The 25,113-nt window shown below is 62.2% G+C and carries 23 protein-coding genes; 14 read left to right on the forward strand and 9 right to left on the reverse strand.

Features of this window, described 5'->3' with window-relative positions; genetic code table 11:
* Positions 1-29: 29 nt before the first annotated feature.
* Together IEW63_RS12545 and IEW63_RS12550 are read right to left on the reverse strand one after the other, a co-directional pair.
* On the reverse strand, positions 30-707 hold the full coding sequence (locus IEW63_RS12545; RefSeq protein ID WP_188636972.1) for an NADH-quinone oxidoreductase subunit B: 678 nt from the start codon (positions 705-707) through the stop codon (positions 30-32).
* 10 nt (positions 708-717) lie between these two features.
* On the reverse strand, positions 718-1,131 hold the full coding sequence (locus IEW63_RS12550) for an NADH-quinone oxidoreductase subunit A (RefSeq protein ID WP_188636973.1): 414 nt from the start codon (positions 1,129-1,131) through the stop codon (positions 718-720).
* Between the two features lie 202 nt (positions 1,132-1,333).
* On the opposite strand from IEW63_RS12550, the gene IEW63_RS12555 reads away from it, so the two are divergent.
* Both IEW63_RS12555 and gorA read left to right on the forward strand, forming a co-directional pair.
* Positions 1,334-1,777: a hemerythrin domain-containing protein gene (locus IEW63_RS12555; RefSeq protein ID WP_188636974.1), complete on the forward strand. Its 444-nt coding sequence runs from the start codon at positions 1,334-1,336 to the stop codon at positions 1,775-1,777.
* Positions 1,778-1,874: 97 nt separating this feature from the next.
* Positions 1,875-3,239: a glutathione-disulfide reductase gene (gene gorA, locus IEW63_RS12560; RefSeq protein ID WP_188636975.1), complete on the forward strand. Its 1,365-nt coding sequence runs from the start codon at positions 1,875-1,877 to the stop codon at positions 3,237-3,239.
* Positions 3,240-3,272: 33 nt separating this feature from the next.
* Here gorA and IEW63_RS12565 read toward each other — a convergent pair whose 3' ends face one another.
* A complete protein-coding gene (locus tag IEW63_RS12565) occupies positions 3,273-3,758 on the reverse strand; it encodes a copper chaperone PCu(A)C (protein WP_188636976.1) in 486 nt (161 codons plus the stop codon).
* Between the two features lie 212 nt (positions 3,759-3,970).
* Between IEW63_RS12565 and IEW63_RS12570 the strand changes: the two genes are divergently transcribed.
* The 11 genes from IEW63_RS12570 to IEW63_RS12620 all read left to right on the forward strand — a co-directional run bounded on the left by IEW63_RS12570 (position 3,971) and on the right by IEW63_RS12620 (position 14,834).
* Entirely contained in the window at positions 3,971-4,303 is a 333-nt protein-coding gene (locus IEW63_RS12570) for a PilZ domain-containing protein (protein WP_272872597.1), read from the forward strand.
* An 87-nt stretch (positions 4,304-4,390) separates the two neighbouring features.
* The gene (locus tag IEW63_RS12575) at positions 4,391-4,606 is read left to right on the forward strand and encodes a dodecin (protein WP_188636978.1); all 216 of its coding nucleotides are present in this window, start codon (positions 4,391-4,393) and stop codon (positions 4,604-4,606) included.
* Between the two features lie 62 nt (positions 4,607-4,668).
* Positions 4,669-6,129, forward strand: a complete 1,461-nt coding sequence (locus IEW63_RS12580; RefSeq protein ID WP_188636979.1) for an NAD-dependent succinate-semialdehyde dehydrogenase — start codon at positions 4,669-4,671, stop codon at positions 6,127-6,129.
* Complete coding sequence (locus IEW63_RS12585) at positions 6,130-6,993, forward strand: D-hexose-6-phosphate mutarotase (protein ID WP_188636980.1); 864 nt, start codon at positions 6,130-6,132, stop codon at positions 6,991-6,993.
* 136 nt (positions 6,994-7,129) lie between these two features.
* On the forward strand, positions 7,130-7,201 hold the full coding sequence (pqqA, locus tag IEW63_RS12590; protein WP_063607997.1) for a pyrroloquinoline quinone precursor peptide PqqA: 72 nt from the start codon (positions 7,130-7,132) through the stop codon (positions 7,199-7,201).
* Positions 7,202-7,259: 58 nt separating this feature from the next.
* The gene (pqqB, locus tag IEW63_RS12595) at positions 7,260-8,171 is read left to right on the forward strand and encodes a pyrroloquinoline quinone biosynthesis protein PqqB (RefSeq protein ID WP_188636981.1); all 912 of its coding nucleotides are present in this window, start codon (positions 7,260-7,262) and stop codon (positions 8,169-8,171) included.
* A gap of 25 nt (positions 8,172-8,196) precedes the next feature.
* Complete coding sequence (gene pqqC, locus IEW63_RS12600) at positions 8,197-8,934, forward strand: pyrroloquinoline-quinone synthase PqqC (RefSeq protein ID WP_188637047.1); 738 nt, start codon at positions 8,197-8,199, stop codon at positions 8,932-8,934.
* Complete coding sequence (pqqD, locus tag IEW63_RS12605) at positions 8,931-9,209, forward strand: pyrroloquinoline quinone biosynthesis peptide chaperone PqqD (protein WP_188636982.1); 279 nt, start codon at positions 8,931-8,933, stop codon at positions 9,207-9,209. Before pqqC ends, pqqD begins: the two co-directional genes overlap by 4 nt.
* Positions 9,181-10,341, forward strand: coding sequence for a pyrroloquinoline quinone biosynthesis protein PqqE (gene pqqE, locus IEW63_RS12610; protein WP_188636983.1), 1,161 nt, complete (start codon positions 9,181-9,183; stop codon positions 10,339-10,341). The genes pqqD and pqqE overlap by 29 nt, the downstream gene beginning before the upstream one ends.
* Positions 10,307-12,187 (forward strand): alpha/beta hydrolase family protein, encoded by a 1,881-nt coding sequence (locus IEW63_RS12615; RefSeq protein ID WP_188636984.1) that lies wholly within the window; start codon positions 10,307-10,309, stop codon positions 12,185-12,187. The genes pqqE and IEW63_RS12615 overlap by 35 nt, the downstream gene beginning before the upstream one ends.
* A gap of 46 nt (positions 12,188-12,233) precedes the next feature.
* Complete coding sequence (locus tag IEW63_RS12620) at positions 12,234-14,834, forward strand: insulinase family protein (protein WP_188636985.1); 2,601 nt, start codon at positions 12,234-12,236, stop codon at positions 14,832-14,834.
* Here IEW63_RS12620 and IEW63_RS12625 read toward each other — a convergent pair.
* The 4 genes from IEW63_RS12625 to IEW63_RS12640 all read right to left on the reverse strand — a co-directional run bounded on the left by IEW63_RS12625 (position 14,831) and on the right by IEW63_RS12640 (position 21,408).
* Positions 14,831-15,265 carry a group II truncated hemoglobin gene (locus IEW63_RS12625; RefSeq protein ID WP_188637048.1) on the reverse strand — a complete coding sequence of 145 codons (435 nt, stop codon included), beginning with the start codon at positions 15,263-15,265 and terminating at the stop codon, positions 14,831-14,833. The genes IEW63_RS12620 and IEW63_RS12625 overlap by 4 nt on opposite strands.
* A gap of 188 nt (positions 15,266-15,453) precedes the next feature.
* The gene (gene tpx / locus IEW63_RS12630) at positions 15,454-15,954 is read right to left on the reverse strand and encodes a thiol peroxidase (RefSeq protein ID WP_188636986.1); all 501 of its coding nucleotides are present in this window, start codon (positions 15,952-15,954) and stop codon (positions 15,454-15,456) included.
* A 31-nt stretch (positions 15,955-15,985) separates the two neighbouring features.
* Positions 15,986-19,705: a translocation/assembly module TamB domain-containing protein gene (locus tag IEW63_RS12635; protein ID WP_188636987.1), complete on the reverse strand. Its 3,720-nt coding sequence runs from the start codon at positions 19,703-19,705 to the stop codon at positions 15,986-15,988.
* On the reverse strand, positions 19,702-21,408 hold the full coding sequence (locus IEW63_RS12640; protein ID WP_229710508.1) for an autotransporter assembly complex protein TamA: 1,707 nt from the start codon (positions 21,406-21,408) through the stop codon (positions 19,702-19,704). The genes IEW63_RS12635 and IEW63_RS12640 overlap by 4 nt, the downstream gene beginning before the upstream one ends.
* 157 nt (positions 21,409-21,565) lie before the next feature.
* On the opposite strand from IEW63_RS12640, the gene xthA reads away from it, so the two are divergent.
* Positions 21,566-22,381 (forward strand): exodeoxyribonuclease III, encoded by an 816-nt coding sequence (gene xthA / locus IEW63_RS12645; protein WP_188636988.1) that lies wholly within the window; start codon positions 21,566-21,568, stop codon positions 22,379-22,381.
* Between the two features lie 38 nt (positions 22,382-22,419).
* Here the strand turns inward: xthA and clpA are convergent, their stop codons facing one another.
* On the reverse strand, positions 22,420-24,687 hold the full coding sequence (gene clpA, locus IEW63_RS12650) for an ATP-dependent Clp protease ATP-binding subunit ClpA (protein ID WP_188636989.1): 2,268 nt from the start codon (positions 24,685-24,687) through the stop codon (positions 22,420-22,422).
* Positions 24,688-24,719: 32 nt separating this feature from the next.
* The gene (clpS, locus tag IEW63_RS12655) at positions 24,720-25,082 is read right to left on the reverse strand and encodes an ATP-dependent Clp protease adapter ClpS (RefSeq protein ID WP_188636990.1); all 363 of its coding nucleotides are present in this window, start codon (positions 25,080-25,082) and stop codon (positions 24,720-24,722) included.
* Positions 25,083-25,113: the final 31 nt, after the last annotated feature.

Below are 25,113 nucleotides of genomic sequence, written 5' to 3' on the forward strand. Positions count from 1 at the left end.
TACGGCGGCGGTGCTGGCGGGTAGCCGTTTCACACGTCGTCAGGGCTGCGCAGATTCGTGACCTGAATACGCTGGTCACGCTTCTCCTCGCGTTGCGAAGGCATGTCTGCCCGATAGATACCCTGATCTCCAACCACCCAGGATAGAGGGCGACGCTCCTTGCCGATGGAATCCTGCAGCAGCATCAGGCCCTGCAGGAATGCTTCCGGACGGGGAGGGCAGCCGGGGATGTACACATCCACCGGCAGGAATTTGTCCACGCCCTGTACCACGGAATAGATGTCGTACATGCCGCCGGAGTTGGCGCATGCACCCATGGAGATGACCCACTTGGGCTCGAGCATCTGGTCATACAGACGCTGGATGATCGGAGCCATCTTGATGAAAGGGGTGCCCGCGATGACCATGAAGTCCGCCTGCCGCGGGGAGGCACGAATGACCTCGGCACCGAAGCGTGCCACGTCATGGGGAGCGGTGAAAGCGGTGGTCATCTCCACATAGCAGCAGGACAGACCGAAGTTGTATGGCCAGAGGGAGTTCTTGCGGCCCCAGTTCACCGCGCCACTGATGACATCTTCCAGTTTGCCCATGAAGATGTTGCGGTGAACCTGATCTTTCAGCAGCTTTTCGTCGACACTCTCCCTGGTACCGATTGGATACTCGTCATTGACGGCATCCGGATCGATCCGAATAAGTTCATATTGCATGTCAAAAGCCTCATTTTAGCTTCGCTTGCCTCTTGCGTCGGCCAGCCGGTGACCAATCAAGGGCACCGATGGATGCTTCGTAGACAAGACCCGCAACTAGAATGGAAATAAAGATAAAGGCTCCGATGAAACCGGCCCAGCCGCTTTCGCGTACCGTGACGGCCCATGCAAACAGGAATAGGGCTTCTACATCGAAGATCACGAAGAGCATCGCGACCAGATAGAATTTTGCGGAAAAGCGCAGTCGGGTGTCGCCGGTCGACACGATACCGGACTCGAAGGGCTCGTTCTTGCTGCGTCCCCACGCCCTGCTGCCCAGTACACTGGAAAGCAGCAACATGAAGGCACATAGACCCAGAACACCCAAAAGGAAAACCGCTAACGCCCAGTTATGGGATAGCGTTGAAACAGCAGCATCAGGCATGCCGGCACTCCTTGGAGAACGGCTTTTATTTATGCGCGGCGCTTTGCCGCGTCGGATGCGGCTATTGTATGCCTGCCGGGCGGGTTATGAAAGGGGAGGTAACTTTGTGTCGGCTTTTCGACACTTTTCGCCAGACTTGCGCTTGAACTCGGCGAAGCGAAGCGCTGTCCCATGGTGAAGAATCCTGCAATGGAGCAGACGCATGACCATCTTCGAAGCCCTGCGTGCCAGCCATGATCGACAGCGACGGTATGTCGATGCCGTGCTTGTTACCAAGGGTGACACACCGGAACGCAAAGCCGCCTACAAGCAGTTGAAAGAAGAGCTCTACGCCCATGAAACAGCGGAGGAGCGGTTCTTCTACATCCCCCTGATGGCCCATGAGAACGGTGTCGACCTCAGCCGTCATGCCATTGCAGAACACCACGAGATGGATGAGCTGCTGGAGAAGCTGGACGAAACCGACATGTCCAGTTCGGCCTGGCTGACCACCGCACGCGCGCTGGGTGACAAGGTCCTGCATCACCTGGAGGAAGAGGAGCAGCGCTTTTTTCAGATGGCGGGAAAGCTCCTGACCCAGAAGCAGAAGACCGAACTGGCGCACCAGTACAACGCCGAATTCGAGCACTTGCTGAACAAGACCTGAGAACGCCAATAGATCAGCTGCATCGGTGCCTTGCTCCCCGGGAACCACGCCAATGAGGTATCCTCTTGGGCTTGTATAAGCAGCAGGACAGCAAGCCATGTCGGATTATGATTTTGATCTCTTTGTAATTGGTGCCGGCTCCGGAGGTGTGCGCGCCAGCCGAATGGCAGCCGGCTTCGGGGCGCGGGTAGCCGTGGCCGAGGAGCTGTATCTGGGCGGCACCTGCGTGAACGTGGGCTGCGTGCCGAAGAAGCTGTTCGCTTATGCCGCGCACTTTGCCGAAGACTTCGATGACGCCCGCGGCTATGGGTGGGATCTGGAAGCGAGCCGGTTCAGCTGGCAACGTCTGGTGGCAAACAAGAACACTGAAATCAACCGTCTCAATGGCATTTATCACAACCTGCTGACCGGTGCGGGGGTCACCCTGGTAAATGGCCGCGCCCGCCTGGTGGATTCCCATACCGTTGAGGTCGGAGACAATACCTACACCGCTGAACGCATTCTTCTGGCAACCGGGGGCTGGCCTTACGTGCCGGACTTCCCGGGGCGGGAGTATGTCATCACCTCCAACGAGGTTTTCTATCTTGAAGAACTGCCTCGGCGCTGCGTCGTGGTAGGCGGCGGTTACATTGCCATCGAGTTTGCCAGCATCTTCCACGGCCTGGGCTGTCAGACCAGCCTTCTGTATAGGGGCGAGCAGTTCCTGCGGGGCTTCGATCAGGGGCTGCGCGACCACATGGTGGTGACGATGCAGAACAAGGGGCTGGACCTGCAGTTCAATGCCGATGTGGTGCGCATCGACAAGCAGGAGGATGGCAGTCTGCAGTTGACCCTGAAGAATGGGGATACGCTTGAAGCCGACCTGGTGCTGTATGCCACCGGCCGCCGCCCGAAACTGGATGGGCTGGGGCTGGAGAATACCGCAGTGGAGTTGGACGAGAAGGGCTTCATCGCGGTGGACGATGAATACCAGACCAGCGACCCGGCAATATTTGCGATCGGCGATGTGACCGACACGGTACAGCTGACCCCGGTAGCACTGGCAGAGGGCATGGCGTTGGCCCGCCGCCTGTACCGCCCCGAGGAATACCGACCGGTCGATTACAACGACCTCGCCACTGCTGTCTTCTGCATTCCCAACATCGCCACGCTGGGGCTTACCGAGGAGCAGGCGAGGGCGCAGGGGCACAAGCTGGATATCTTCGAAAGCCGCTTCCGTCCGATGCGCAATACTCTTGCAGGCAACGACGAGCAGAGCTTCATGAAGCTGCTGGTCGATCAGGATACCGACCGGGTACTTGGCGTACACATGGTCGGCCCCGATGCCGGCGAGATCATCCAGGGGCTCGCTGTCGCACTCAAGGCCGGCGCCACCAAGGCGGTATTTGATGCCACCCTGGGCATCCACCCGACCGCAGCAGAGGAATTCGTCACCATGCGGACCCCCTCGCGTCGAGACTGATCGGCATTTCTCATCGCCAGGGATTGGCGCAGATCAGTGATGGTCGTGGCCATGCCCGGGGTGGCCTTCATCAGCTGCGCCTTCCCCTTGCACCATGACCGTCACCTCCACCTCGCCGGCGTGCTCGAAGACCAGCGTCAGCGGGTATTCGCCGCCAGCCGCCAGCGGCTCCTTCAGGCCAAACAGCATCACATGATGCCCACCCGGGGCAAACTCTACCGATCCCCCGGCGGCGATCTCGACACTGTCAATTTCCTGCATCTTCATCACGTCATTCTCGTGTACGTGTTCATGCAGTTCCGCATGGGCAGCGATCGGGGTATGTGCGGCAGTCAGGCGGTCGCTGCGCTCACCCCTGTTCTCGATGACCAGATACGCGGCACCGGTAGGTGCGACGGGCGGCAGAGCGCGGGACCAGGGGTGCAGGATATGCAGATCCCCTGACGTGAACTCGTGGGCAACGGTTGGAATGCTGAGGCAACTGCCTGCCAGCAGCAGGGCGGCAAGGTGTAGGCGCATGAAAACTCCCCGAAATAATCCCCGCGATTGTTTTGACTGACGTTCTTGCCGGGGCGGTTCGAGTATGGGACAGGGCAGGCAGCGGCGCAACACGGGCAAGAGTTGAACTGGGTCACAAACCCATGCTATGTATGCGAAAACACAGGCATTGTAGCTTTTCGCCATTACGCAAATATCCCACACTTGTGTCATAACTCAGGCAGACCTTTGCAATGCATGAACGACGTAAACTGGAGCGACACCACGTGAGCAGCAGCCTTGAAGTGTATGACCTTGATAGCGGGCAGTTACTCGGCCGCGTAGTCGACCTGCATACCGAGGGGTTGATGTTGCTGAGCGAGTCGCCGATCGAATTGAACAGAGCCTGGGCCCTGCAGGTGAACCTGCCGATGACACTCAATGGCGTAAGCGAGTTCACGCTTGGCGCCGAAAGCCGCTGGCACCGGGAGAGCATCGGCGGCCACCAGTACTGGACCGGACTGCAGTTCACCAGTCTCCCTGACGAGTCGCGACAATGCATTGAGCGAATGGTGTCCAGCCGCTGAAACGAACAGCATCGGCGACGCCAAGCATTTCTGAAACCATTCGGCCAATCCTTTGCCATACTGAAAACACGCAAAGAGGAGGTCGACATGTCAGAACATCACACCTACAAGAAAATCGAGCTGGTCGGTTCGTCCACCACCAGCATCGAGGATGCCATCAATAACGCCATTGCCGAGTGCAGCAAGAGCGTCAAGAACATCGAGTGGTTCGAGGTTACCGAAACCCGCGGTCACATCGTCGACGGCAAGGTCGCGCATTTTCAGGTTTCCTTGAAGATTGGATTCCGCATTCAGAACAGCTGAGCCCGGAGCGGGGCTCCGGATCACTGCTGCCGGGCCCCGCCATGACAGCAGCAGGAGCCCCAATGACCCTTTCACGTCTCAGCTCAACAGCACTGTTTCGGCAGCAATGCCATATCGATGGGCGCTGGGTGGATGCTGCCAGCGGTGAGACCATCGAAGTAGACAACCCCTCCACTGGAGAGCGGGTTGGCCATGTCCCTTCGCTGAGTGCCGGAGAAGTCGGCTCTGCAGTTACAGCCGCATCCATGGCTCTGCGCCAATGGCGTTTGCGCACCGCGCAGGAGCGGGCGGACCGGCTGCTGGCCTGGCATGACCTCATGCTGGCCAACCAGGAAGATCTGGCCATTCTCATGACCCTCGAACAGGGCAAGCCGCTCGCGGAGTCCAGAGGCGAGATCGAATACGCCGCTTCCTTCCTCCGCTGGTTTGCCGAAGAGGCCCGGCGCATGTATGGCGAGACGATACCAGGCGCGCGTCTGGGGCAGCATATCGTCGTGACGCGGCAGCCGGTAGGCGTCTGCGCCGCCATTACCCCGTGGAATTTTCCTGCCGCCATGATCACCCGCAAGGCCGGCGCCGCGCTGGCTGCCGGCTGCACCATGGTGGTCAAGCCGGCCAGCGCCACTCCATTTTCCGCCCTGGCGCTGGCTGAACTCGCCACCCAGGCGGGCATCCCCCATGGCGTGTTCAACGTCGTCACCGGCAAGGCAGATGTTGTCAGCGAGGCCCTTACCAGTGATGCCCGGGTCCGGAAGGTCAGTTTCACCGGCTCCACCGACGTAGGGCGGCGGCTGATGGCCCAGTGCGCCGAACATGTGCAGAAGATCTCTCTGGAGCTGGGCGGCAACGCTCCGTTCATCGTGTTCGATGATGCGGATATCGAACGGGCGGTGGAGGGCGCTATGGTCTGCAAGTTCCGCAACACGGGCCAGACCTGCGTATGCGCGAACCGCTTCCTGGTGCAGTCTGGCGTGCATAGCGAGTTCGTCGCTGCGCTGGCTGAAGCGATGGGCCGACTCAAGGTAGGGGACGGCTTCGAGGAAGGAGTGACGCAGTCGGCGCTGATCAACGAGGCTGCCGTGGAGAAAGTGGTGGAGCACTTCGAGGATGCCATGGCCAAAGGCGCGAAACGGGTCTGCGGTCCGGCGCCGGATGCCAGTCGGGGCAATTATGTGCAACCCGTGCTGCTTACCAACGTGACCACGGAAATGAAACTGTGCCACGAGGAAACATTCGGGCCTCTCGCTGCGGTGATCCGTTTTGATACCGAAGAGCAGGCGATCGAGCTGGCCAATGACACCCCCTTCGGACTCGCAGCCTATTTCTATACCCGCGACCTGCACCGCATGTGGCGCGTCGCCGACGCGCTGGAAGCAGGTATTGTCGGTATCAACGAGGGACTGATCTCCAACCCGATGGCGCCCTTCGGGGGTGTCAAGGAGTCCGGCCTGGGCCGCGAAGGCTCTCGCCACGGGCTGGACGAATATACCGAACTCAAATATCTGTGCATGGGAGCCGAATGAGTGCTTGAGACCAGCGATCTGCCGCCGGAATTGCGACTCGTCGCCAATGAGCACGGCCGCCAGTTCATTCACGTTGACCATCCGGCAGTCCAGGCGCGCATCGCCCTGCAGGGCGCACACATCATTCAGTGCAGGCCTGCCGGCCAGCGCCCGCTACTGTGGATGAGTCCGACCGATCCCTGCAAGCCGGACACCGCTCTGCGCGGCGGGGTGCCTTTGTGCTGGCCATGGTTTGCGGATGAGCGCGAAGGTCCCGCGCACGGTATCGCCCGCACCAGCAATTGGGATCTGGTCGACGCCCGCGTGGAGAGCGAAACGGTGCACCTGATGCTGGAGCTGGCGCCGGAAACCATTACCCGACAACTGCCGGATGAAGCCTGGGTGGTCTGGGTCGAGTTCAGACTGGCCCATGAGCTTGAGGTCGGCCTGACCACCACCAACACCGGTACCCGCCCCCAGCGATTGAGCCAGGCGCTGCACAGTTATCTGCCAGTCACCGATATTGCCGATGTCGAGATCACGGGCCTGCTCGGGTGCGCCTATATCGACAAGCTGCAGGGCGCTACGCTTGTGCAGGAAGCTCCATTGCGCTTTGCGCAGGAGGTGGACCGAATTTATCTTGATCACCACGGAGACATCGACATACACACCGGGGATGATCACCTCAGGGTCAGCCGCGCTGGCAGCGAGTCGGTAGTGCTCTGGAACCCCTGGCAGGCCAAGGCCGCCCGATTGAGCCAGTTTCCGCCGGACGGGTATCGCACCATGGTGTGCGTCGAAGCGGCCAATGCCGGGCCAGATGGCCGGGTACTCGCGCCGGGTGAGAGCCATACTCTGGTCACACGCATTGGCCGCTCCGCCTGATCAGTTCTCCGAACCTTTGCTGGTGCGGTAAAGAACGCTCACAAATGAGCACTGTCGGTGCTATGGTTCTAATGCTTAACTCAACTTGTCAGCCATGTCTGGCATACCTGCTCGTCAACTACTGGAGGACTCGACCATGTGGACAAAGCCCAGCTATACCGACCTGCGCATTGGCTTCGAAGTGACCATGTACTTCGCCAACCGTTAAGCGCACGCGAGCGGTTTGACCGGTTCGCCGGCAAACCGCCGCACCAGGAAGAGTTGAAATGCTGATTCATATTCTGGGTTCCGCTGCCGGTGGGGGTTTTCCCCAGTGGAACTGCAATTGCCGCAACTGCGACGGCTTGCGCAAGGGGCGGATCAACGCGCAGCCACGCACCCAGTCCTCGATAGCCCTGTCGGACGGTAGCGGCAACTGGATACTGTGCAACGCCTCGCCTGATATCCGTACCCAGCTGGAGCACACGCCGGTGTTGCAGCCCGGTCGCCAGCTGCGCGACACCGCGATCGGCGCGATCATCCTGATGGACAGTCAGATTGATCATACCACCGGCCTGCTCACCCTGCGCGAGGGGTGCCCGCACCAGGTGTGGTGTACCGAAATGGTGCATCAGGACCTGAGCACCGGCTTCCCGCTGTTCAGTATTCTGGATCACTGGAACGGCGGTCTGCAGTGGAACCGCATCGAGCTGGACACCGGTTTCACCATTCCAGCCTGTCCGGCCCTGCATTTTACCCCCATCCCGCTGCGCAGCGCGGCGCCGCCCTATTCACCGCACCGCCATGACCCGCACCCGGGCGACAATATCGGCCTGCTGGTACGCGACATCCAGACCGGCGGCGTGCTTTTCTACGCGCCCGGTCTGGGGCGGCCCGACGCTGCGGTGTATGACGCCATGGCGCAGGCCGACTGTCTGCTGGTCGATGGCACCCTATGGCGTGAGGACGAAATGATCCACGTCGGCGTCGGCACCAAACTTGGCAGCGAGATGGGCCACCTGCCCCAGAGCGGCGAGGGTGGGATGATCGAGGTGCTCAGTGCTTACCCGGAAGCCCGGCGGGTGCTGACCCACATCAACAATACCAACCCGATCCTGGACGAGGACTCGCCCGAGCGCGCCGAACTGACGCGTCACGGCATCGAGGTCGCCCATGATGGCATGGTAATCACCCTGTAAGGAGAACTGCGTGCCAGCTGAGCCGATGAGCCGTACGGCGTTCGAGCAGGCCCTGCGGGACAAGGGCCGGTATTACCACATCCATCACCCGTTCCACGTTGCGATGCATGAAGGGCGCGCCTCGCCCGAGCAGATCCGCGGCTGGGTAGCCAACCGGTTCTATTACCAGATCAATATTCCGCTCAAGGATGCCGCCATCCTGGCCAACTGCGATGATGCCAAGGCCCGCCGTGAATGGGTGCAACGCATCATCGACCATGATGGCGATGCAGACGGGCAGGGCGGCATCGAGGCCTGGCTGCAGCTGGGCGAGGCCGTCGGCCTGCGCCGCGAGGAATTGCTGGATCAGCGCCATGTCTTGCCCGGCGTCCGCTTTGCCGTGGATGCCTACGTCAACTTTGCCCGCCGTGCCAACTGGCAGGAAGCGGCCAGCTCGTCACTGACCGAGCTGTTCGCACCGCAGATTCACCAGTCGCGCCTGGACAGCTGGCCGCAGCATTATCCCTGGATCGACCCGCAGGGTTACCGCTATTTCCGCACCCGCCTGGGTGAAGCGCGGCGGGACGTGGAGCATGGTCTGCGCATTACCCTGGACCATTACCAGACGCTTGAAGCGCAGCAACGCATGCTGGAGATCCTGCAGTTCAAGCTGGATGTGCTCTGGAGTATGCTCGACGCCATGTCCATGGCTTACGAACTGGGGCGGCCGCCTTACCATACGGTAACCGACCAACCGGCCTGGCACCGGGGGATACGTCTGTGAACGCTGTCTCGCGCACCGCCGTGCCGGCGTTCCGGCCCGGCTACCGCCTGCAGTGGGAGGCGGTGCAGAACGCCCACGTGCTGCTGTATCCAGAGGGCATGGTCAAGCTCAACGACAGCGCCGCCGAGGTGCTGCAGCGGGTCGATGGCCAGCGCACGGTGGAGGACATCATCAGCGAACTCCAGACCAAATTCCCGTCGGCACCCGAACTGGATGACGACGTGCTGGCCTTTATCGGGGAGGCCCATGAACAACACTGGCTCCGGTTTCGCTGAGCGTGCGGCACACCCCGAACAGGGGCCGCCGCTGTGGCTGCTTGCCGAGCTGACCTACCGCTGCCCGCTGCAGTGCCCCTATTGCTCCAACCCGCTGGAATTCGCCGAGCACAAGCAGGAGCTCACCACGGGCCAGTGGATCGACGTGTTCAGCCAGGCGCGGGCGCTGGGAGCGGCACAGCTGGGCTTCTCCGGCGGCGAGCCGCTGGTGCGCGACGACCTGGCCGAGCTGATTCGCGCAGCGCGGGGTATGGGCTACTACACTAACCTGATCACTTCGGGGATGGGGTTGAATCAGTCGCGTATCGACGAGTTTCTCGACGCCGGGCTGGACCACATCCAGATCAGCTTCCAGGCCTCCGACAGTGAGGTCAATAACATGCTGGCCGGCTCGCGCAAGGCCTTCGATCAGAAGCTGGCCATGGCCCGGGCAGTCAAGGCCGCCGGTTACCCCATGGTGCTGAACTTCGTTACCCATCGGCACAATATCGACCAGATCGAGAACATCATCGAACTGTGCCTGGCGCTGGAGGCGGACTTCGTCGAACTTGCCACCTGCCAGTACTATGGCTGGGCCCACCTGAACCGCGCCGGCCTGCTGCCCACCAGGGCGCAGCTGGAACACGCCGAGGCGGTCACCAACCGCTATCGAGCCCAACTGGCGGCGGACAATCATCCGTGCAAACTGATTTTCGTCACCCCCGATTACTACGAAGAGCGCCCCAAGGGCTGCATGAATGGCTGGGGCAGCATCTTTCTCACCATTACGCCGGATGGCACGGCCCTGCCGTGTCACAGCGCACGCCAGCTGCCGATCAGCTTTCCCAGTGTGAAGGAGCAGAGCCTGGGTCATATCTGGTATGACTCCTTCGGCTTCAATCACTTCCGCGGTGATGACTGGATGCAGGAGCCCTGTCGATCCTGCCCGGAAAAGCATCTGGATTTCGGCGGCTGCCGCTGTCAGGCCTACCTGCTGACCGGCGACGCGGCCCAGGCCGACCCGGTGTGCAGCAAGTCGCCACATCATCACAGGATCCTGGCCGCCCGTACCGAAGCGGAACAGCCCCAACCAGCCGTCGAGGAACTGACCTTTCGCAATGAACGCAACTCTCGCATCATCTGCCGCAGCTGAGCGGGCAGGGTACTGGCCGAGTGATTTCTCCGCCGCTGCGGCCGTCGCGGCGGGCACGGATTATGCCGACCTGGTCTGTGACGAACAGCGGTTGCTGTGGGTGCAGTTCATGCCTGACGAAGGCCGCAATGTCGTGGTGGAATCGACGCCCCGTGGGACCAGACACCTGACGCCGCCCGGGTACAGCGTGCGCAGCCGGGTGTACGAATACGGCGGTGGCGCGATCTGCCTGGCCGGTAACAATCTGATATTTGTCAACGAGGCAGACCAGCAGCTCTATAACCAGTCGCTGGCCGACCTTGGATGCACATCTCTTACATCCCGTCCCGGGTGCCGCTACGGCGGTTTGACTTTCGATCCGCAACGCCAGCGGGTCATCGCCGTGGAGGAAGAGCATGCCGAGAGAGAGGTCATCCACCGTCTGGTGGCGATCAACCTGCAAGGCCAGCGGCAGTTGCTGGCTGAAGGAAGTGATTTCTACAACAGCCCCTGCCTGAGCCCCGACGGCCAGCGCCTGGCCTGGATCGAGTGGCAACGCCCCGCATTGCCCTGGATCGACAGCACACTGTGCTGGGCCCAGCTGGACAGCACAGGGGTACCCGTACAGGTTCAGCGCATGGGGCAGGGCGAAGCCGTACAACAGCCCCTGTTCGATAGTGAAGGGGGACTCCTGTGCCTGACGGATCGCTGTGGCTACTGGCGACCCTGGCGGCAGTCTGACGACCATCAGTGGCACCCACTGCCTTCGCACGAGGCAGACCACGCGCCCGGGCCCTGGCAGCTGCAACCCCGACACTTCCTCCCATTGCCGGGAGGCTGGCTGGCTTTGAGCTGGAGCGATGAGGGCTATGGCCGGCTGGAGCTGCGCCACCCCGAGCGTGGCGAGGTCAGATCCGTTGCTCCGGAGTACACCCGGTTCCGCGCTCTGACCCATGACTCCACGGCACTTTTCTGCGTAGCCAGTGGACCGGATTGCAGTGCCGCAGTGCTGCGCATTGCGCTGGCTGGCGGAAAGGTGCAGGTGCTGGCGCAAGCTGGCAGCACACTGGCGCCGGAAGAAATTTCCCGCCCCGAGCCCTTGCGCTATCTCACCGCGCACCAGGAGACCGCCCACGGCTTCTTTTATCCTCCACGCAATAGCCGCGCCGCACTGGCCCCGGGGGAACTTCCGCCGCTGGTGATCTTCACCCACGGTGGCCCCACCTCAGCCTGCTATCCGGTACTGGATAACCGCATCCAGTTCTGGACCCAGCGCGGCTTTGCCGTGGCGGACCTCAATTATCGGGGCAGCGTCGGCTTCGGTCGCGCTTACCGTCAGCGCCTTCGGGAGAACTGGGGCGTGACCGACGTGGAGGATGTGCTGGCTGCCATTGACCATCTTGTCGAGCAGCAACTGATCGATCCTGAGCGGGTGTTCATCCGGGGCCAGAGCGCCGGTGGGTTTACCAGCCTCAACAGTCTGGTACGGGCGAGTGGGCGCTTCCGGGCGGCGGCCAGTCTCTACGGTGTGAGCGATCTCTTGCAGCTACGGAGCGTGACTCACAAATTCGAGGCGGATTATATCGACTGGCTGGTAGGAGACCCGCTTCGCCATGACGACCGTTACTGGCAGCGGTCGCCTTTGGCACAGGCCGGCGCCATCCGGACGCCGGTTATCTTTTTCCAGGGAGGCAGGGACGCTGTGGTGCTTCCGGAGCAAACCGAGCAGATGGTAAACGCGTTGAAGGACCAGGGCGTGCCTGTGGAGTGCGTGACATTTGCCGAAGAACGGCATGGCTTTCGACGCCCTGAAAACCTCGAAATCGTTCTCGAAATGGAATTGCGTTTCTATCGTAACTACATGTGAAATATAAATTAATCCGCAATTTAACCCTGATATCGTTGTGCCGAAAATGCAGACACTGACGCTCCCCCGCACCCCTGATGACGGGCGTGACTATCAGCTTCTCCGTTCACCGGGCGGGTTGCTGTGTCTGCTGGTCCGCGAGCCTCACGCCGATGCGGCCGGCTGTGTATTCCAGTTTGGCGTCGGCAGTCACGATGAGCCTTCAGAGTGGCCCGGGCTGGCTCACCTGCTGGAACACATGCTGTTCATGGGCTCGGCGGATCACCCCCAGCCCGGTTCGTTTCCGCAGCTTGTCAGCCAATGGTCGGGGCGCTTCAATGCCAGCACCGCGCCCGAGCGGACGCGCTACCATTTCAGCGTCAACCCCGCCGGGTTGGAACCCTGCCTGGCCCAGCTGACGGATATGCTGGTCGCGCCTCTGTTTGCTGCTGATGCCGTCGAGGCGGAACGTCAGGTGATCGATGCGGAATTCCATACCCGGCTGGCGGATGCCGCCTTGCACGAGCAGGCGGTATTGGCCTGCGTGGTCCAGCCGGATCATCCCCTGAGCCGTTTCAGCGCTGGCAATGCACGCAGCCTCGCGGGAGAACCCCGGGTATTGGCCCAGGCGCTTCGGCAGTTTCATGTTGAGCATTACCGCGCCGGCAATGGTTGTCTGCTCATGCATGCACCGCAGCCCATGAAAGAGCTGGTAGCGCTGGCGCAGCGGGCCGCCGAGCGCCTGCCGACCGGACCGGCTGCCCAGCGAACTGAGGCTGCATCGCTTTTGGCACCGCAGAAACTGCCCGGTATGCTGAGGTGGCAGAGCCCGGGGCGCGAGCAGCCCCATCTTCTTCTGTTCGAGCTGGAAGGGGTTCACACCGGTGAGGGGCAGCAGGCCGTGCGCTGGCTGTGTGAATGGTTGGCCAGCCCCGCGCCGGCGGGTGGCCTGGGCTGGCTGCGCCATCGGGGCCTTGCTGCGGAGTTGCGGGTGGATGTGCAGCGCTACCGGAACAAGCGGTCCCTGCTGCGTTTGGAAATCGAACCGCTGGACAGGGCGGAAGAGCCTGTCGGGCTGCTGAACGCCTTGTTCTCCTGGCTGGCTGCGCTGAGGGCTACGCCCAGCCGGGAATGGCCGCAGGCTGCCCGGCAGCAATTGGAGGATCAGGCTTTCGCCGCCGGGCCCCAGGGCGAACTGCTGCCCTGGCTTGCCTCCCTGGGGGAACGCCTGCTCCACGAGCCCGCCGAACAGATCCTCGAAAGTATAGGCCGGTGGGCCGGGCTGGAGGAGGGCACCTGGCGAAATCTGCTTGATCAGCTGGAGCCAGCTCGCCTGTTACTCGCATGTAGCCAGCAGGGCGAAGCGGGACTGCCGCAGCGCGCACCCTGGACCGATACCGCCTATAGATACGAACCCCTGCACGTACCGCTCGCCCCGACCTGGAATGACAGTCTCAATGAGGCAGACTGGCCTGTATGGTCTCCGGCGATGCCGGAGCAGGCGGCGCGCACTGAATCTGACCCCATACCGGGCGTGAGGGAAATCCCTGTTCCGTACCGGTTGGCGGCGGCAGAGGGAACAGGCTCGGAAACCACACGCATCGCCTGGTGCTGGCCAGTCGAACAGCTGGACCGCGATCAGGGGGAGCGCCTGCAAGCCTTGTGGTCACTCCAACTGGAACCGCTGAACAACTGGATGAGCGCCACTGGCATTCGTCATCTGTGGAGCAATAGCCCCGGTGTCATATCGCTGGAGCTGCAGGGGCCATCCCAGTCGCTTCCGCTTGGCTTGGTTGCAGCGCTGGAAGCGCTCAAGGCCCCGGACGATGAAGCACTTCAGAGACTGGCCGAACACCGCTACCAGACGGTGATGAAGGAGCGCGACCATGCCTTGCCAGCCTACCGGTTGCTGGATGAGCTGGATGCACTCATCTGCCGCGGCACTCCCCACAGCGCTCGTGAAGCTGCCGCCACCCAGCCAGCTGGCCATCCCCAGATCGCCTGGTTATACCCCGCCGCCTGGGCAGCCGGAGAACGCCAGCCTGTTGCCGCTGCGCTGGCAAGCCTCCGTGTGGCCCACGCGTTTCGTTGGCACCCGCCGGCGCCAAGGCGGCTGGGGCAGGGCACTGAAGCCATCGAAGTAGGGTGTCGGCACGCCGATCGAGCGCAGATTCTCTATTGCCAGGGCGACAGCGACTCGGTGGCCGATCTGGCTGGCTGGCAGCTCCTGCACCAGCACATCAGCGCCTCTTTTTTTGACCAGTTGCGCACCCGTCGGCAACTGGGTTATTGGGTAGTGGCCCGTTACCATGAGGTGGCCGGCGTGCCCGGCCTGATTCTGCTGGTGCAGTCGCCCAGTCATGATCATGAAGCGATCTCCAATGCCATTGACGAGTGGCTGGCCAGCGAACACGCGCGCCTGTCAGCTCTGCCATTTGCTCAGGTGCAGAGCCAGGCGCGTCGGCTGGCAGACCATCTGCGAACCCAGGTGCAGTCCGATGCGGGGCGCAGTGAGCTGGCCTGGGCCCGGGCGTTGAGTTTGCCGTACGCGACGGTGCTGGAACAGTGTGCCGCATTGGAGCAGTTGACTACGGAGCAATGGTCGCAGGTCCGGGAAGGCTGGCTGGAAAAGCCGCGGCGTTTGCATTTGCTGAGCCGACAGATTTAAGACGGGCGTTCTGGCGTCGTTTTGCGTTGTACGGCGACAATACGCTCGGCGGGCACACGCAGCTGCCGCAGCAGATATTCCTTGAATTCGGGTGCATAGGGCTGCAGGTCAATCGCCTGGGCCATGCAGCCGATCCAGGCATCACGCTCGGCATCGCCGATCGGCCAGCTGGCATGGAACATGGGAATGCTGATCGAGCCATAACGCTCCTGAAACAGCTTGGGCCCGCCAAGCCAGCCACTGAGAAAGCAGGCGAGCTTGTCGCGTGATTCGGTCAGGTCCTCACGATGCATCTGCCTGATCGTGCGGGCTGGCTCCCAGGTATCCATGATCCGGTAGAAATCATCGACCAGCCGGCGGATGCCCTCGATGCCACCGGCAGCTCTGTACGAGGCGTCGGCTGTACCAAAAAGTGGCGGCGAAGGGGTCATTGTCATGCTGAACTCCAGAGGCTCGGAGCTGCATTCTAGCAAATGGGAGGATGGTCTGGGTCAGATAATACGCGATTTAACATAATATCGATTATGCGAACTCGCACGTCAGGATGGTTCAGGCCCACGAGCTGGCGCTGACCCTGAGATACAGCCGTATCCCAGGGTGCACATGCATGAAGCGCCGGTCAGGACAGTGCAGCGAGCGCCTTCTCGTAATCCGGCTCCTGGCCGATTTCCGAAACCAGTTCGCTGTGCAGGACCTTGTCGTTTTCATCCAGCACCACAACCGCGCGTGCGGTGAGCCCGGCCATGGGACCATCCTCAATGGCAACGCCGTAGTTGCGGATGAACTCGGCGCCCCGCAGCGTGGACAGGTTGACGACGTTCTCCAGGCCTTCCGCTGCGCAGAAACGCGCCTGGGCAAACGGCAGGTCCGCGGAGATGCACAGGACGACGGTATTGGGCACATTACCCGCCTTGGTGTTGAAAGTACGTACCGAGGTGGCACAGGTCGGCGTGTCAACGCTGGGGAAAATGTTCAGGATCTTGCGCTTGCCCGCGTAGGACGACAGGCTTACGTCGGACAGATCCTGGGCTACCAGGCTGAACGCCGGTGCCTGATCGCCGGCCTTGGGAAAGGTGCCGCCAACGCTTACCGGGTTACCACGCAGTGTTACTTGAGACATGCTTGAAGCTCCTTTGAGGCTCGCAGATGCATCAGAAGTCGATGCGATAGAAGAAGTCCAGAGAGCTGGCCAGGCCGCCCACGGCTTCCAGGTATAAACGCCTGGTCAGATCGTAGCGCAGTGCAAGCTGGTTTGCCTGCTCGAATACGCCTACCCCGTAGCGCAGGCTCAGCTTCTCGGTGATATATCCGGTAGCCACCACGCTGGTGGTCATGCCGCTGCCTTCGGTGTCCAGCTGGAAGTCGTCGATACCCAGCGAACTGGCGATGTTCTGTGCCAGCGGTGTACTGCCGGCCATGCCCAGGGCCAGTGCGGCCTGCCCCAGCAGGTTGCTGTCACCCGTGTCGGCGCCCAGGGGCCGTCCAAGAATCAGGTACGCCAGGGCCTGCTCCTGGGCCATCGCCGGCTCGGCAAAGACTTCCGACAGCGGCGCGTCTGCCGGGCCGCTCAGGCGCAGGCCGGCCACCACGTCGTCCACCCGCCGTATGGCTTCGATATCCAGGTAGGGTTTGCTCAGCGGGCCGGCGAAGAGTATCTGCGCGCGGCGCAGCTCCAGACGCTGGCCGTAACCGCGGAAGCGTCCGTCAAGAATGTTCAGGTCGCCGGCCGCGGTGAGGTTTTCACGCACCCGCAACATGCCGCTCAGCCGACCGCTGAGGCCGAATCCGCTGAAGTGCAGTTGATCGCCCACCACCAGCTGGATGTCCGCGTTGATGCCCATCGGCAGGGCTTCCTGCTGTTCCGGTTCAGCCCCGACGATCACCGTATCCGGGGAGACGCGCACTGCAGCAGGTGGCAGCTCGCGGACGGTGATTTCCCCTTCGGGAATGGCGATACTTCCGGTGAGGCTCAGGTTGTTGTCGAGCAGGCCTATGTGCAGGTCCGGACTGGCCCGCAGATCGGCATAGGGTGCCACCCGTATCGGCAGGTCCTGGCCAGTGAGCGACACATCCACATGCAGGTCGGGAGCCCAGCCGCCCTGACCGGTGAGCCTCCCCTGCCCCTCGCCGCTGTTCCAGCGGCCATCAATGTCGGCACGCTGACCATCGATTCCCACCACTACCTGCAACTGCTCGAAGCTCACCGGCAGTTCCGGTCCGCTGATCGTGGCATCGCTCAGACGAATCTCGCCCTCCACAAGCGGCTCGGTCAGGGTGCCGGCGAGCTGGCCGCGGCCCACCAGCTTGCCGGTGAGGCGCTCCACCTGAGGCAGGAATGGCCGCAGGATATCCAGTTGCACGTTGTCCAGCAGAAAGCGGCCCTGCAGCTGTTGGTCGCCGCTGGGGTCATCGATGTCAGCCTCCACATTGAGGTTACCCAGACCGTTGCTGATCAGCTGCAGGCGGGTCTGTGCACGGCGGGGCTGCAGGTCCGCGTTCAGCTCGAGGAGATCGTATGGCAATTCAAGCTGCTGCTCGGGGTGGCTGACGCTGATTTCGCCACCACGGCTGCTTACGAGCACGTTACCAGTGGGCGCGGCGCCGGCGTTCTGCTCCAGACGCGCCTCGGCATTGAGGGTGCCTTCCCAGCTGAAGTCGTCCGGCAGCCAGGCCTGCAGCGATGACAGAGGGAAGTTGCGCAGTTCCAGATCCAGTCTGCGGTCCGGCAACAACCGCTGCTCGCCATTGAAGCAGAGCGCGCTCGCGAGGTGGCTCCAGCAATGTGCGCCCAGGCGAAGCTCGCCGTTGCCCTGGTGATAGCTCAGCGCAGCCGGATCCTGCAACTGCCAGTACATTTCTTCAACGGCGATATTGGCTGACGTCAGTCGACCGCGCCACCGCTCATCCGATATGGCGCCGGAAAGCCGCAGATCCAGTTCGACCAGGCCGTTCTGGAGGTCCGCCGCGACAATGTGCGAAGCGCGGTCCCCCTCTGCCGAGAGGCTGAGGTCACCAAGGCGGGTATCACCGTTGCGCATTCGCGATGCGGTCAGGTTCAGCGAGCCAGCCAGGCGGTCATCGAGGGTCAGGCGCCCTGTCGCCCTCATTTCCGACATGGCGAAGGCCTCGAAAGCCAGGCGCCGGGCTTCGAGTTCCGTCCTGACAACCGGTGCGCTTGCCGGCCCTGCGGCGGAAACGCTGCCGGTCATCTCTCCACCCAGCCCGGGCCACAGCGTGTGCAGAGCCGGGAGCCGGATGTCCAGGTCAGCCCTCACGTCCTCGCCCCAATGCCCTGCCCCGGTGATGCGGTTCTCCCCCTGTCGCAGCTGCAGTTCCATCAGCTGCCAGCGGTCCGCATTACCGGCCAGCGAGCCGGACAGCGCCAGAGGCTGACGGCGCAGAGTGCCGGCGATATCCCAGCCGGCGGACAGCTCAAGCTCCCCCTCTCGCAGTGAACCGCGGCTTCGGATCGGCCCGGTGAGCGCGCCGGGGAGCTGACTGACAAACCACTGCGGATTCAGCTCGTGCAACATCAGGTCGGCATCCCAGCTGAGCCCGCCGGCCAGACCAATGACGGCCTCGCCTTCAAGGCGACCGCCTGGCGTTTCGAGCCGGAGTGGCGCCAGGGTCATCTGATCGGCGGTGCCTGCCAGGGCGAGTTCCAGCTCGGCTGTATGCTCGCCGACACCGCTGAGTCTGGCGCGCAGATCCGATACAAACTCGTCGCCGCGCAGCTGGCCCCGGGCGCTGATCTGGTGCAGCTGGAGGTCGCCGACCGGCTGCGGATACAGCCACTGCCAGGGGAATTCCTGCATCTCCAGCCGGGCATCCGCAGCGAGAACCTCATCCCAGTGCGCGTTGGCGGAGAGCACCAGAGCGCGTTCGGGCTGCTCTACCACGTGAAGTCGCAGGTTAAGATCGGACAGCTCGGTGAGGCTGACACGACCGCCCAGTTGCAGGGCGACATCACCGCCCTCGCCTGCCAGACGTGATCGTCCTGCAAGGCCGATGCCGGATTCCAGATCCCCCTGTGCTTCCAGCATCACGTCGTGCAGGGTGAGAGTATCCGGCAGGGTCTGCAGCGCCAGAAACGCGTCCCCCTGCCAGCGGGCCTGCAACGGCAACCTGGCCTGCAGCGGCTGCAGTTCCGCATCCAGCTGGCCGGTCAGGTAGCCGAGGCTACGCGCCTCGACCCGGAGCTGGTCCAGGTTGCCGCCCAGGCGCACCTGCAGCGTCCAGTCGCGCTCATCCACGGCTGGCAGCTGCAGGTCGGCCTCGACACGCAGCGGCCAGTCGCCGGTCATGCGCAGATCGCCCTCCAGTTGCCATCCCAGATCCGGACCCTGGCCGCTGAAATGTGTGATATGCAGATGGTTGCCGCTGGCCCGCAGGCGCAGCTGGATATCCCTCAACAATGCCGGCTCGCCGTTGAGTACCAGGCTGCCGATGCGCAGCGCCTGCAAGTCGATACCCAGCGGCAGCCGCACATCCGGCAGGTGGATATCCTGGCGCGGCTCGTCCGGGCTGTTGTCCTCAGTGGTCTCGATGTCGATGCGACCGACCGCAAGCCGATCGATACATAGCCGTTTGCCACGCAGGCAGCCGGGCGACCAGTCGAACGCTACATCGTCCAGGGTCACCCTGATGGTCTCATCCTCCCAGGCCACTCGGGAAAATGCCCATCCCTGCCACAGCTGGCCGCTGACAAACTCCAGTTCCAGCCGCGGCTCGATAGTGCCGACCTTGGCCATTACCCATCGGTTGACCGACTCGCTGGACAGCAGCGCCGCCAGCAGAAGCACCAGCAGCAAGGGCACCAGCAGGAGAATGAGCAGCCCCCGCCCCAGCGCCCGGAGCAGAAAGCGACTCACAGCTCGGCCCCCATGGAAAAGTGAATGCGAAAGCCTTCGTCCGGGTCACTGATCGATCTGGCCAGGTCTACCCGGATCGGGCCTACCGGCGAGACCCAGCGAATCCCGACACCGGCGCTGGTCTTCTTCGGGTCCTTCCAGGTATTGACCGCATTACCGTGATCGACGAAGGTCGCCGCCCGCCATTTGGGACGGAATTCGTACTGGTACTCCAGGCTGCTGGCCAGCAGGTAGCGTCCACCGATGCGGTCGCCGGTTTCATCGGTGGGCGACAGGGTGCGGTAATCGTAGCCGCGCACGCTCTGGTCGCCCCCAGCGAAGAAGCGCAGGGAAGCCGGAACGCTGGCGAATCCATCGCTGGCAATGCCGCCTACCTGCGCCCTGGCAAGAAAACGATGCTTGTCGAACAGGGTGTAGAGCCCGCGAGCGCCCAGATTGAGACGCACGAAATCGATATCCGATACCACGCCCTCCTTGGCGCCCTGCAGATCCATCATCAGGGTGTAGCCGCGGCTGGGATCGATGGTGTTATCACTGATGGTGCGCTGGAAGCCGATGCTCGGGATAAGCAAGGTGCTCTTCCCGGAGTCGTTACCCAGCGAGTAGCGCTCCTGCTCCAGGCGCAGCCCGATACTGCGGTCCCAGCCACTGGCCAGCCGCTTCTGGAACAGGCCACCGAGCACCATGCTCTGGCTGTCGGTATCGTCGATATTCTCCCGTTGCCAGCCGGTAAAGAAGCGCAGATGGCTGGATTGCGGCGGCGTCAGCGGGATCTGATACCAGCTCGAGAACTGCTGCCGCGGGCCGGACAGCTCGGTTTCCGCGCCGCGACTGTGACCACGTGAATTGAGCCAGTGCTGGGTCCATTCGGCCCTCGCCCGAGGCCCGACGTCGGTAGAAAAGCCGCCGCCGAAACCGAGGGAGTGCTGCTTGCGCGCCTCAAGCATGACCTGTACCGGAATCTGCCCGTCCACTGCCTGGCTCGCTGGGGCGGCTACCTGAACCGAATCGAAATAGCCGCTGGAGAGCAGTTCCCGGTTGAATTCGGCAATAAGGTCGGCATCGTAGGGCACGCCGGGCTCGAAAGGCACCATGCGCTGCAGCAGGTCTTCATCGAAGGGCGTGTCGGAGAAACTCACCTCGCCAAGATGAAAACGGGGGCCGGTCTCGTAGCGCAGAATGACATCGGCCATGCGTTGCTCCACATCGACCAGCAACCTGTTCTCCAGGAACTGTCCATTGAAATAGCCGTAACGCAGGGCCTGGTTCTCCAGCAGGCTCTTGGTATCTTCATAATGACCGTGGTGCAGCTGGGCACCCTTGAGCATGTGCCGGCTGCGAGGCAGATTGAAGAACGACTCGTCCCTGCCCTCCCCGGTGACCTCGATGACCACCTCGTCAAGTCTCACCGGCTCCTGGAGTGTCACATTCAACTGCAGCACCGGGTCGTCGTCGGGGCCGATGACATTGGGGCGGACCCGGGCGTGGTAATAGCCGAGCGCCTGAAGTGCGCTCAACGCCTGTTCGCGACTGGCGCGGGCCATCCGCCACATTGCCTCACGGCTGTCTGCGGTAATCGGACCCAGAAAGGCCTCGATATTTTCCCTGGCGGCATCGTTGCGCGGCTCCACCCGTACCTCGAGGGCGGCCTGGGCAGCGGTGGTCAGCAGCAGCATCGTCAACAGTGCGGGGATACGGGCCATGTCTTCTTTCCCATCAGGAACAACGGAATCTGTCGAGTCGCCATTGCCCGAGCCATGGCCAGGAATACATCAACGGATCGCCGGGGGATGCTACCATGTCGTCGCTCATGGGCCGACCCCTCAGACGCCCATCCGGTATTTTTACAATAGGAAAAGCATGAAATTCGTTTCTTTCAATATCAATGGCTTGCGCGCGAGACCTCATCAACTTCAGGAACTTGTCGACAAACACGCTCCCGCGGTAATCGGCCTGCAGGAAACCAAGGTTGACGATCCGCAGTTCCCGCTTGAAAGCGTGCAGGCCCTTGGTTATCACGTCCACTACCATGGCCAGAAAGGGCATTATGGTGTCGCGCTGCTGACCCGTGACGAACCGCTGTGGGTACGCAAGGGGTTTCCGGAAGATGGTGAGGATGCCCAGTGTCGCATGATCAGCGCGGCCCTGCCCTGCTCCGATGGCGAGCCGCTGATCGTGTTCAATGGCTACTTCCCCCAGGGTGAAAACCGTGCCCACCCGATCAAGTTTCCTGCCAAGACCCGCTTCTATGCTGATCTGCAGGCCCACCTTGAGCAGAGCTTCGACCCGGCTCAGCGCATTGTGGTGATGGGTGACATGAATATTTCGCCGGAGGACTGCGACATCGGAATAGGTGAGGCCAACGCCAGGCGATGGCTCAGGACCGGCAAGTGCAGCTTTCTGCCGGAAGAGCGTGAATGGATGCAGGCGCTCAAGGACTGGGGGCTGGTGGATACGTTCCGGCACATGAACCCTGCCGTGAATGACCGGTTCAGCTGGTTCGACTATCGCAGCCGCGGGTTCGAGGATGACCCCCGGCGTGGTCTGCGTATCGATCTGGTCATGGCCAGCCGCGGACTGATTGGGCACTGTGTGGATACCGGTATCGATTACGAAATTCGGGGCATGGAGCGGCCCTCGGATCACGCACCGGTCTGGGCCAGTTTCGATCTCTGACGCAAGGCCTGACGGGGCAACCCCGTCAGGCGCTCCGGTCAGGCCATTTCCTCTTCCGGCACGTCCAGCACCAGTTCGCCGTCACGCAGCGTGACGTGAACCGTGCCGCCATGATCGGCCAGGCCACCAAACAGGATCTGCTCTGCCAGCGGCCGCTTGATCTTGTCCTGGATCAGGCGGGCCATGGGACGGGCTCCCATCAGCGGGTCGTACCCGTGCTCTACCAGCCAGTTGCGCGCTTCGTCATCGACATCAAGCAGCACATGCTTGTCCTCCAGCTGGGCCTGAAGCTCGGTGAGGAACTTGTCGACCACGAACTTGACGCTTTCGTGGCTGAGGCGGCCGAACTGGATGATGGCGTCCAGCCGGTTGCGGAACTCCGGCGTGAAGGTCTTCTTGATCACTTCCATGGCATCACTGGTGTGATCCTGGGTGGTGAACCCGATGGACGACCGCGCCATGGATTCCGCGCCGGCGTTGGTGGTCAGCACGATGATCGCGTTGCGGAAGTCCGCCTTACGGCCGTTGTTGTCGGTCAGGGTGCCGTGGTCCATGACCTGCAACAGCAGATTGAAGACCTCGGGGTGCGCCTTTTCGATCTCGTCCAGAAGCAGCACACAGTGTGGCGTCTTGTTCATCGCTTCGGTAAGCAGGCCACCCTGGTCGAAACCGACGTATCCGGGAGGTGCACCTATCAGCCGGGAAACGGTGTGCCGCTCCATGTACTCGGACATATCGAAGCGCACCAGCTCCACGCCAAGACTCTTGGCCAGCTGGCGGGTCACCTCGGTCTTTCCTACTCCGGTGGGGCCGGCGAAGAGGAATGAGCCGACCGGCTTGTCCGGCGCCTTCAACCCAGCCCGGGAGAGCTTGATCGCAGTGCTCAGCGCCTCGATCGCCTGATCCTGGCCGAACACCACCAGTTTCAGGTCGCGCTCCAGATTCTTCAGCAGCTGCTTGTCGCTGGTCGATACGTGCTTGGGCGGAATGCGCGCGATCTTCGCGACGATGGCTTCGACCTCCGCCACGTCGATGCTTTCAGGGCGCTCCTCCTGCGGACGCAGGCGCTGGTAGGCCCCTGCCTCGTCGATCACATCGATTGCCTTGTCCGGTATGTGCCGGTCATTGATGTAACGATCTGCCAGTTCAGCTGCTGCCCGTAGCGATTCATCCGTATAGCGGATGCCGTGATGCTCCTCGAACCGGGTGCGCAGCCCCTTGAGGATCTGGATGGTGTCGCTGACCGACGGCTCCACCACATCGACCTTCTGGAAGCGGCGGGCAAGCGCCCTGTCCTTCTCGAAGATACCGCGGAACTCCTGGAAAGTCGTTGAGCCGATACAACGGATCTCACCAGAGGACAGGAGCGGCTTCAGCAGATTGGAGGCATCCATCACTCCGCCGGAGGCCGCTCCGGCGCCGATGATGGTATGGATCTCGTCAATGAACAGGATCGCCTGGGGGCGCTTCTTCAGTGCCTTGAGCAACGCCTTGAAGCGTTTCTCGAAGTCCCCGCGGTACTTGGTTCCCGCCAGCAGCGCACCCAGATCGAGGGAATACACCACCGCCTCGGTCAGAATGTCGGGGACCTCGCCATCGACAATGCGCTTGGCCAGGCCTTCGGCAATGGCGGTCTTGCCCACGCCGGCCTCGCCCACCAGCAGGGGATTGTTCTTGCGGCGGCGCACCAGGATCTGCGCCACCCGTTCCACTTCGGAGGCACGCCCGACCAGCGGGTCGATCCGGCCCTGGCGGGCCTGCTCATTCAGGTTGGTGGCGTAGGATTCGAGCGGGTTATTCGAGCCAACGGCCTCGCCGCCCTCCTCGTCCATGCTCTCCTGATCGGGCTGGATGTTCTCGTTCTCATCCGCCACCTTGGAGATCCCGTGGGAGATGAAATTGACGATATCGATGCGCGCGATGTGCTGCTGCTTGAGGAAGAAAACCGCCTGGCTTTCCTGCTCGCTGAAGATTGCCGCCAGCACGTTGGCGCCATTGACCTCTCCCTTGCCTGAGCTCTGCACGTGAAATACAGCACGCTGCAGCACGCGCTGGAAGCCGAGCGTGGGCTGGGTCTCGCGTTCGGTGTCCTGGCTGGGGATCAGGGGGGTGGTCGAGTCGATGAACTCGGACAGCTCGTGACGCAGTCGATCCATGTCGGCGCCGCAGGCACGCAATACCGCCACCGCAGCCTGGTTGTCCAGCAGAGCAAGCAGCAGGTGTTCGACCGTCATGAACTCGTGCCGTTTGTTGCGGGCCTCCTTGAACGCCAGGTTCAGGGTGATTTCGAGGTCTCTGTTAAGCATAGGTGCCCCCATCATCAAGCGACATAGTTTGTCTAGGCTTCCCGTTCAATCTGACACATGAGCGGATGCTGGCACTCCCGGGCGTACTCGTTGACCTGCGCCGCCTTGGTTTCTGCAACATCCCGTGAATACACTCCGCAAACGGCTCTGCCCTCAGTATGGACCCGAAGCATGATTCGTGTAGCGGTTTCGCGGTCAAGCATGAAAAATACCTCGAGCACTTCCACCACGAAATCCATCGGGGTGTAGTCGTCATTCAGCATGACGACCTGATAACGGGGCGGCGGCTTGAGTTCGGGCTTGCCGGTCTGCACCGCAAGGTTGCCGTCGTCCTCATGCTCCGGTTGACCCGGTTCCTGCATAAAGGTTAGTTGAATTTCCATCTTTGCAAACATCTTGTGGGTCTGGTTTGAAGTATCGGCGCAG

It is taken from the genome of Halopseudomonas pertucinogena (assembly GCF_014646575.1).
Taxonomy (GTDB): domain Bacteria; phylum Pseudomonadota; class Gammaproteobacteria; order Pseudomonadales; family Pseudomonadaceae; genus Halopseudomonas; species Halopseudomonas pertucinogena.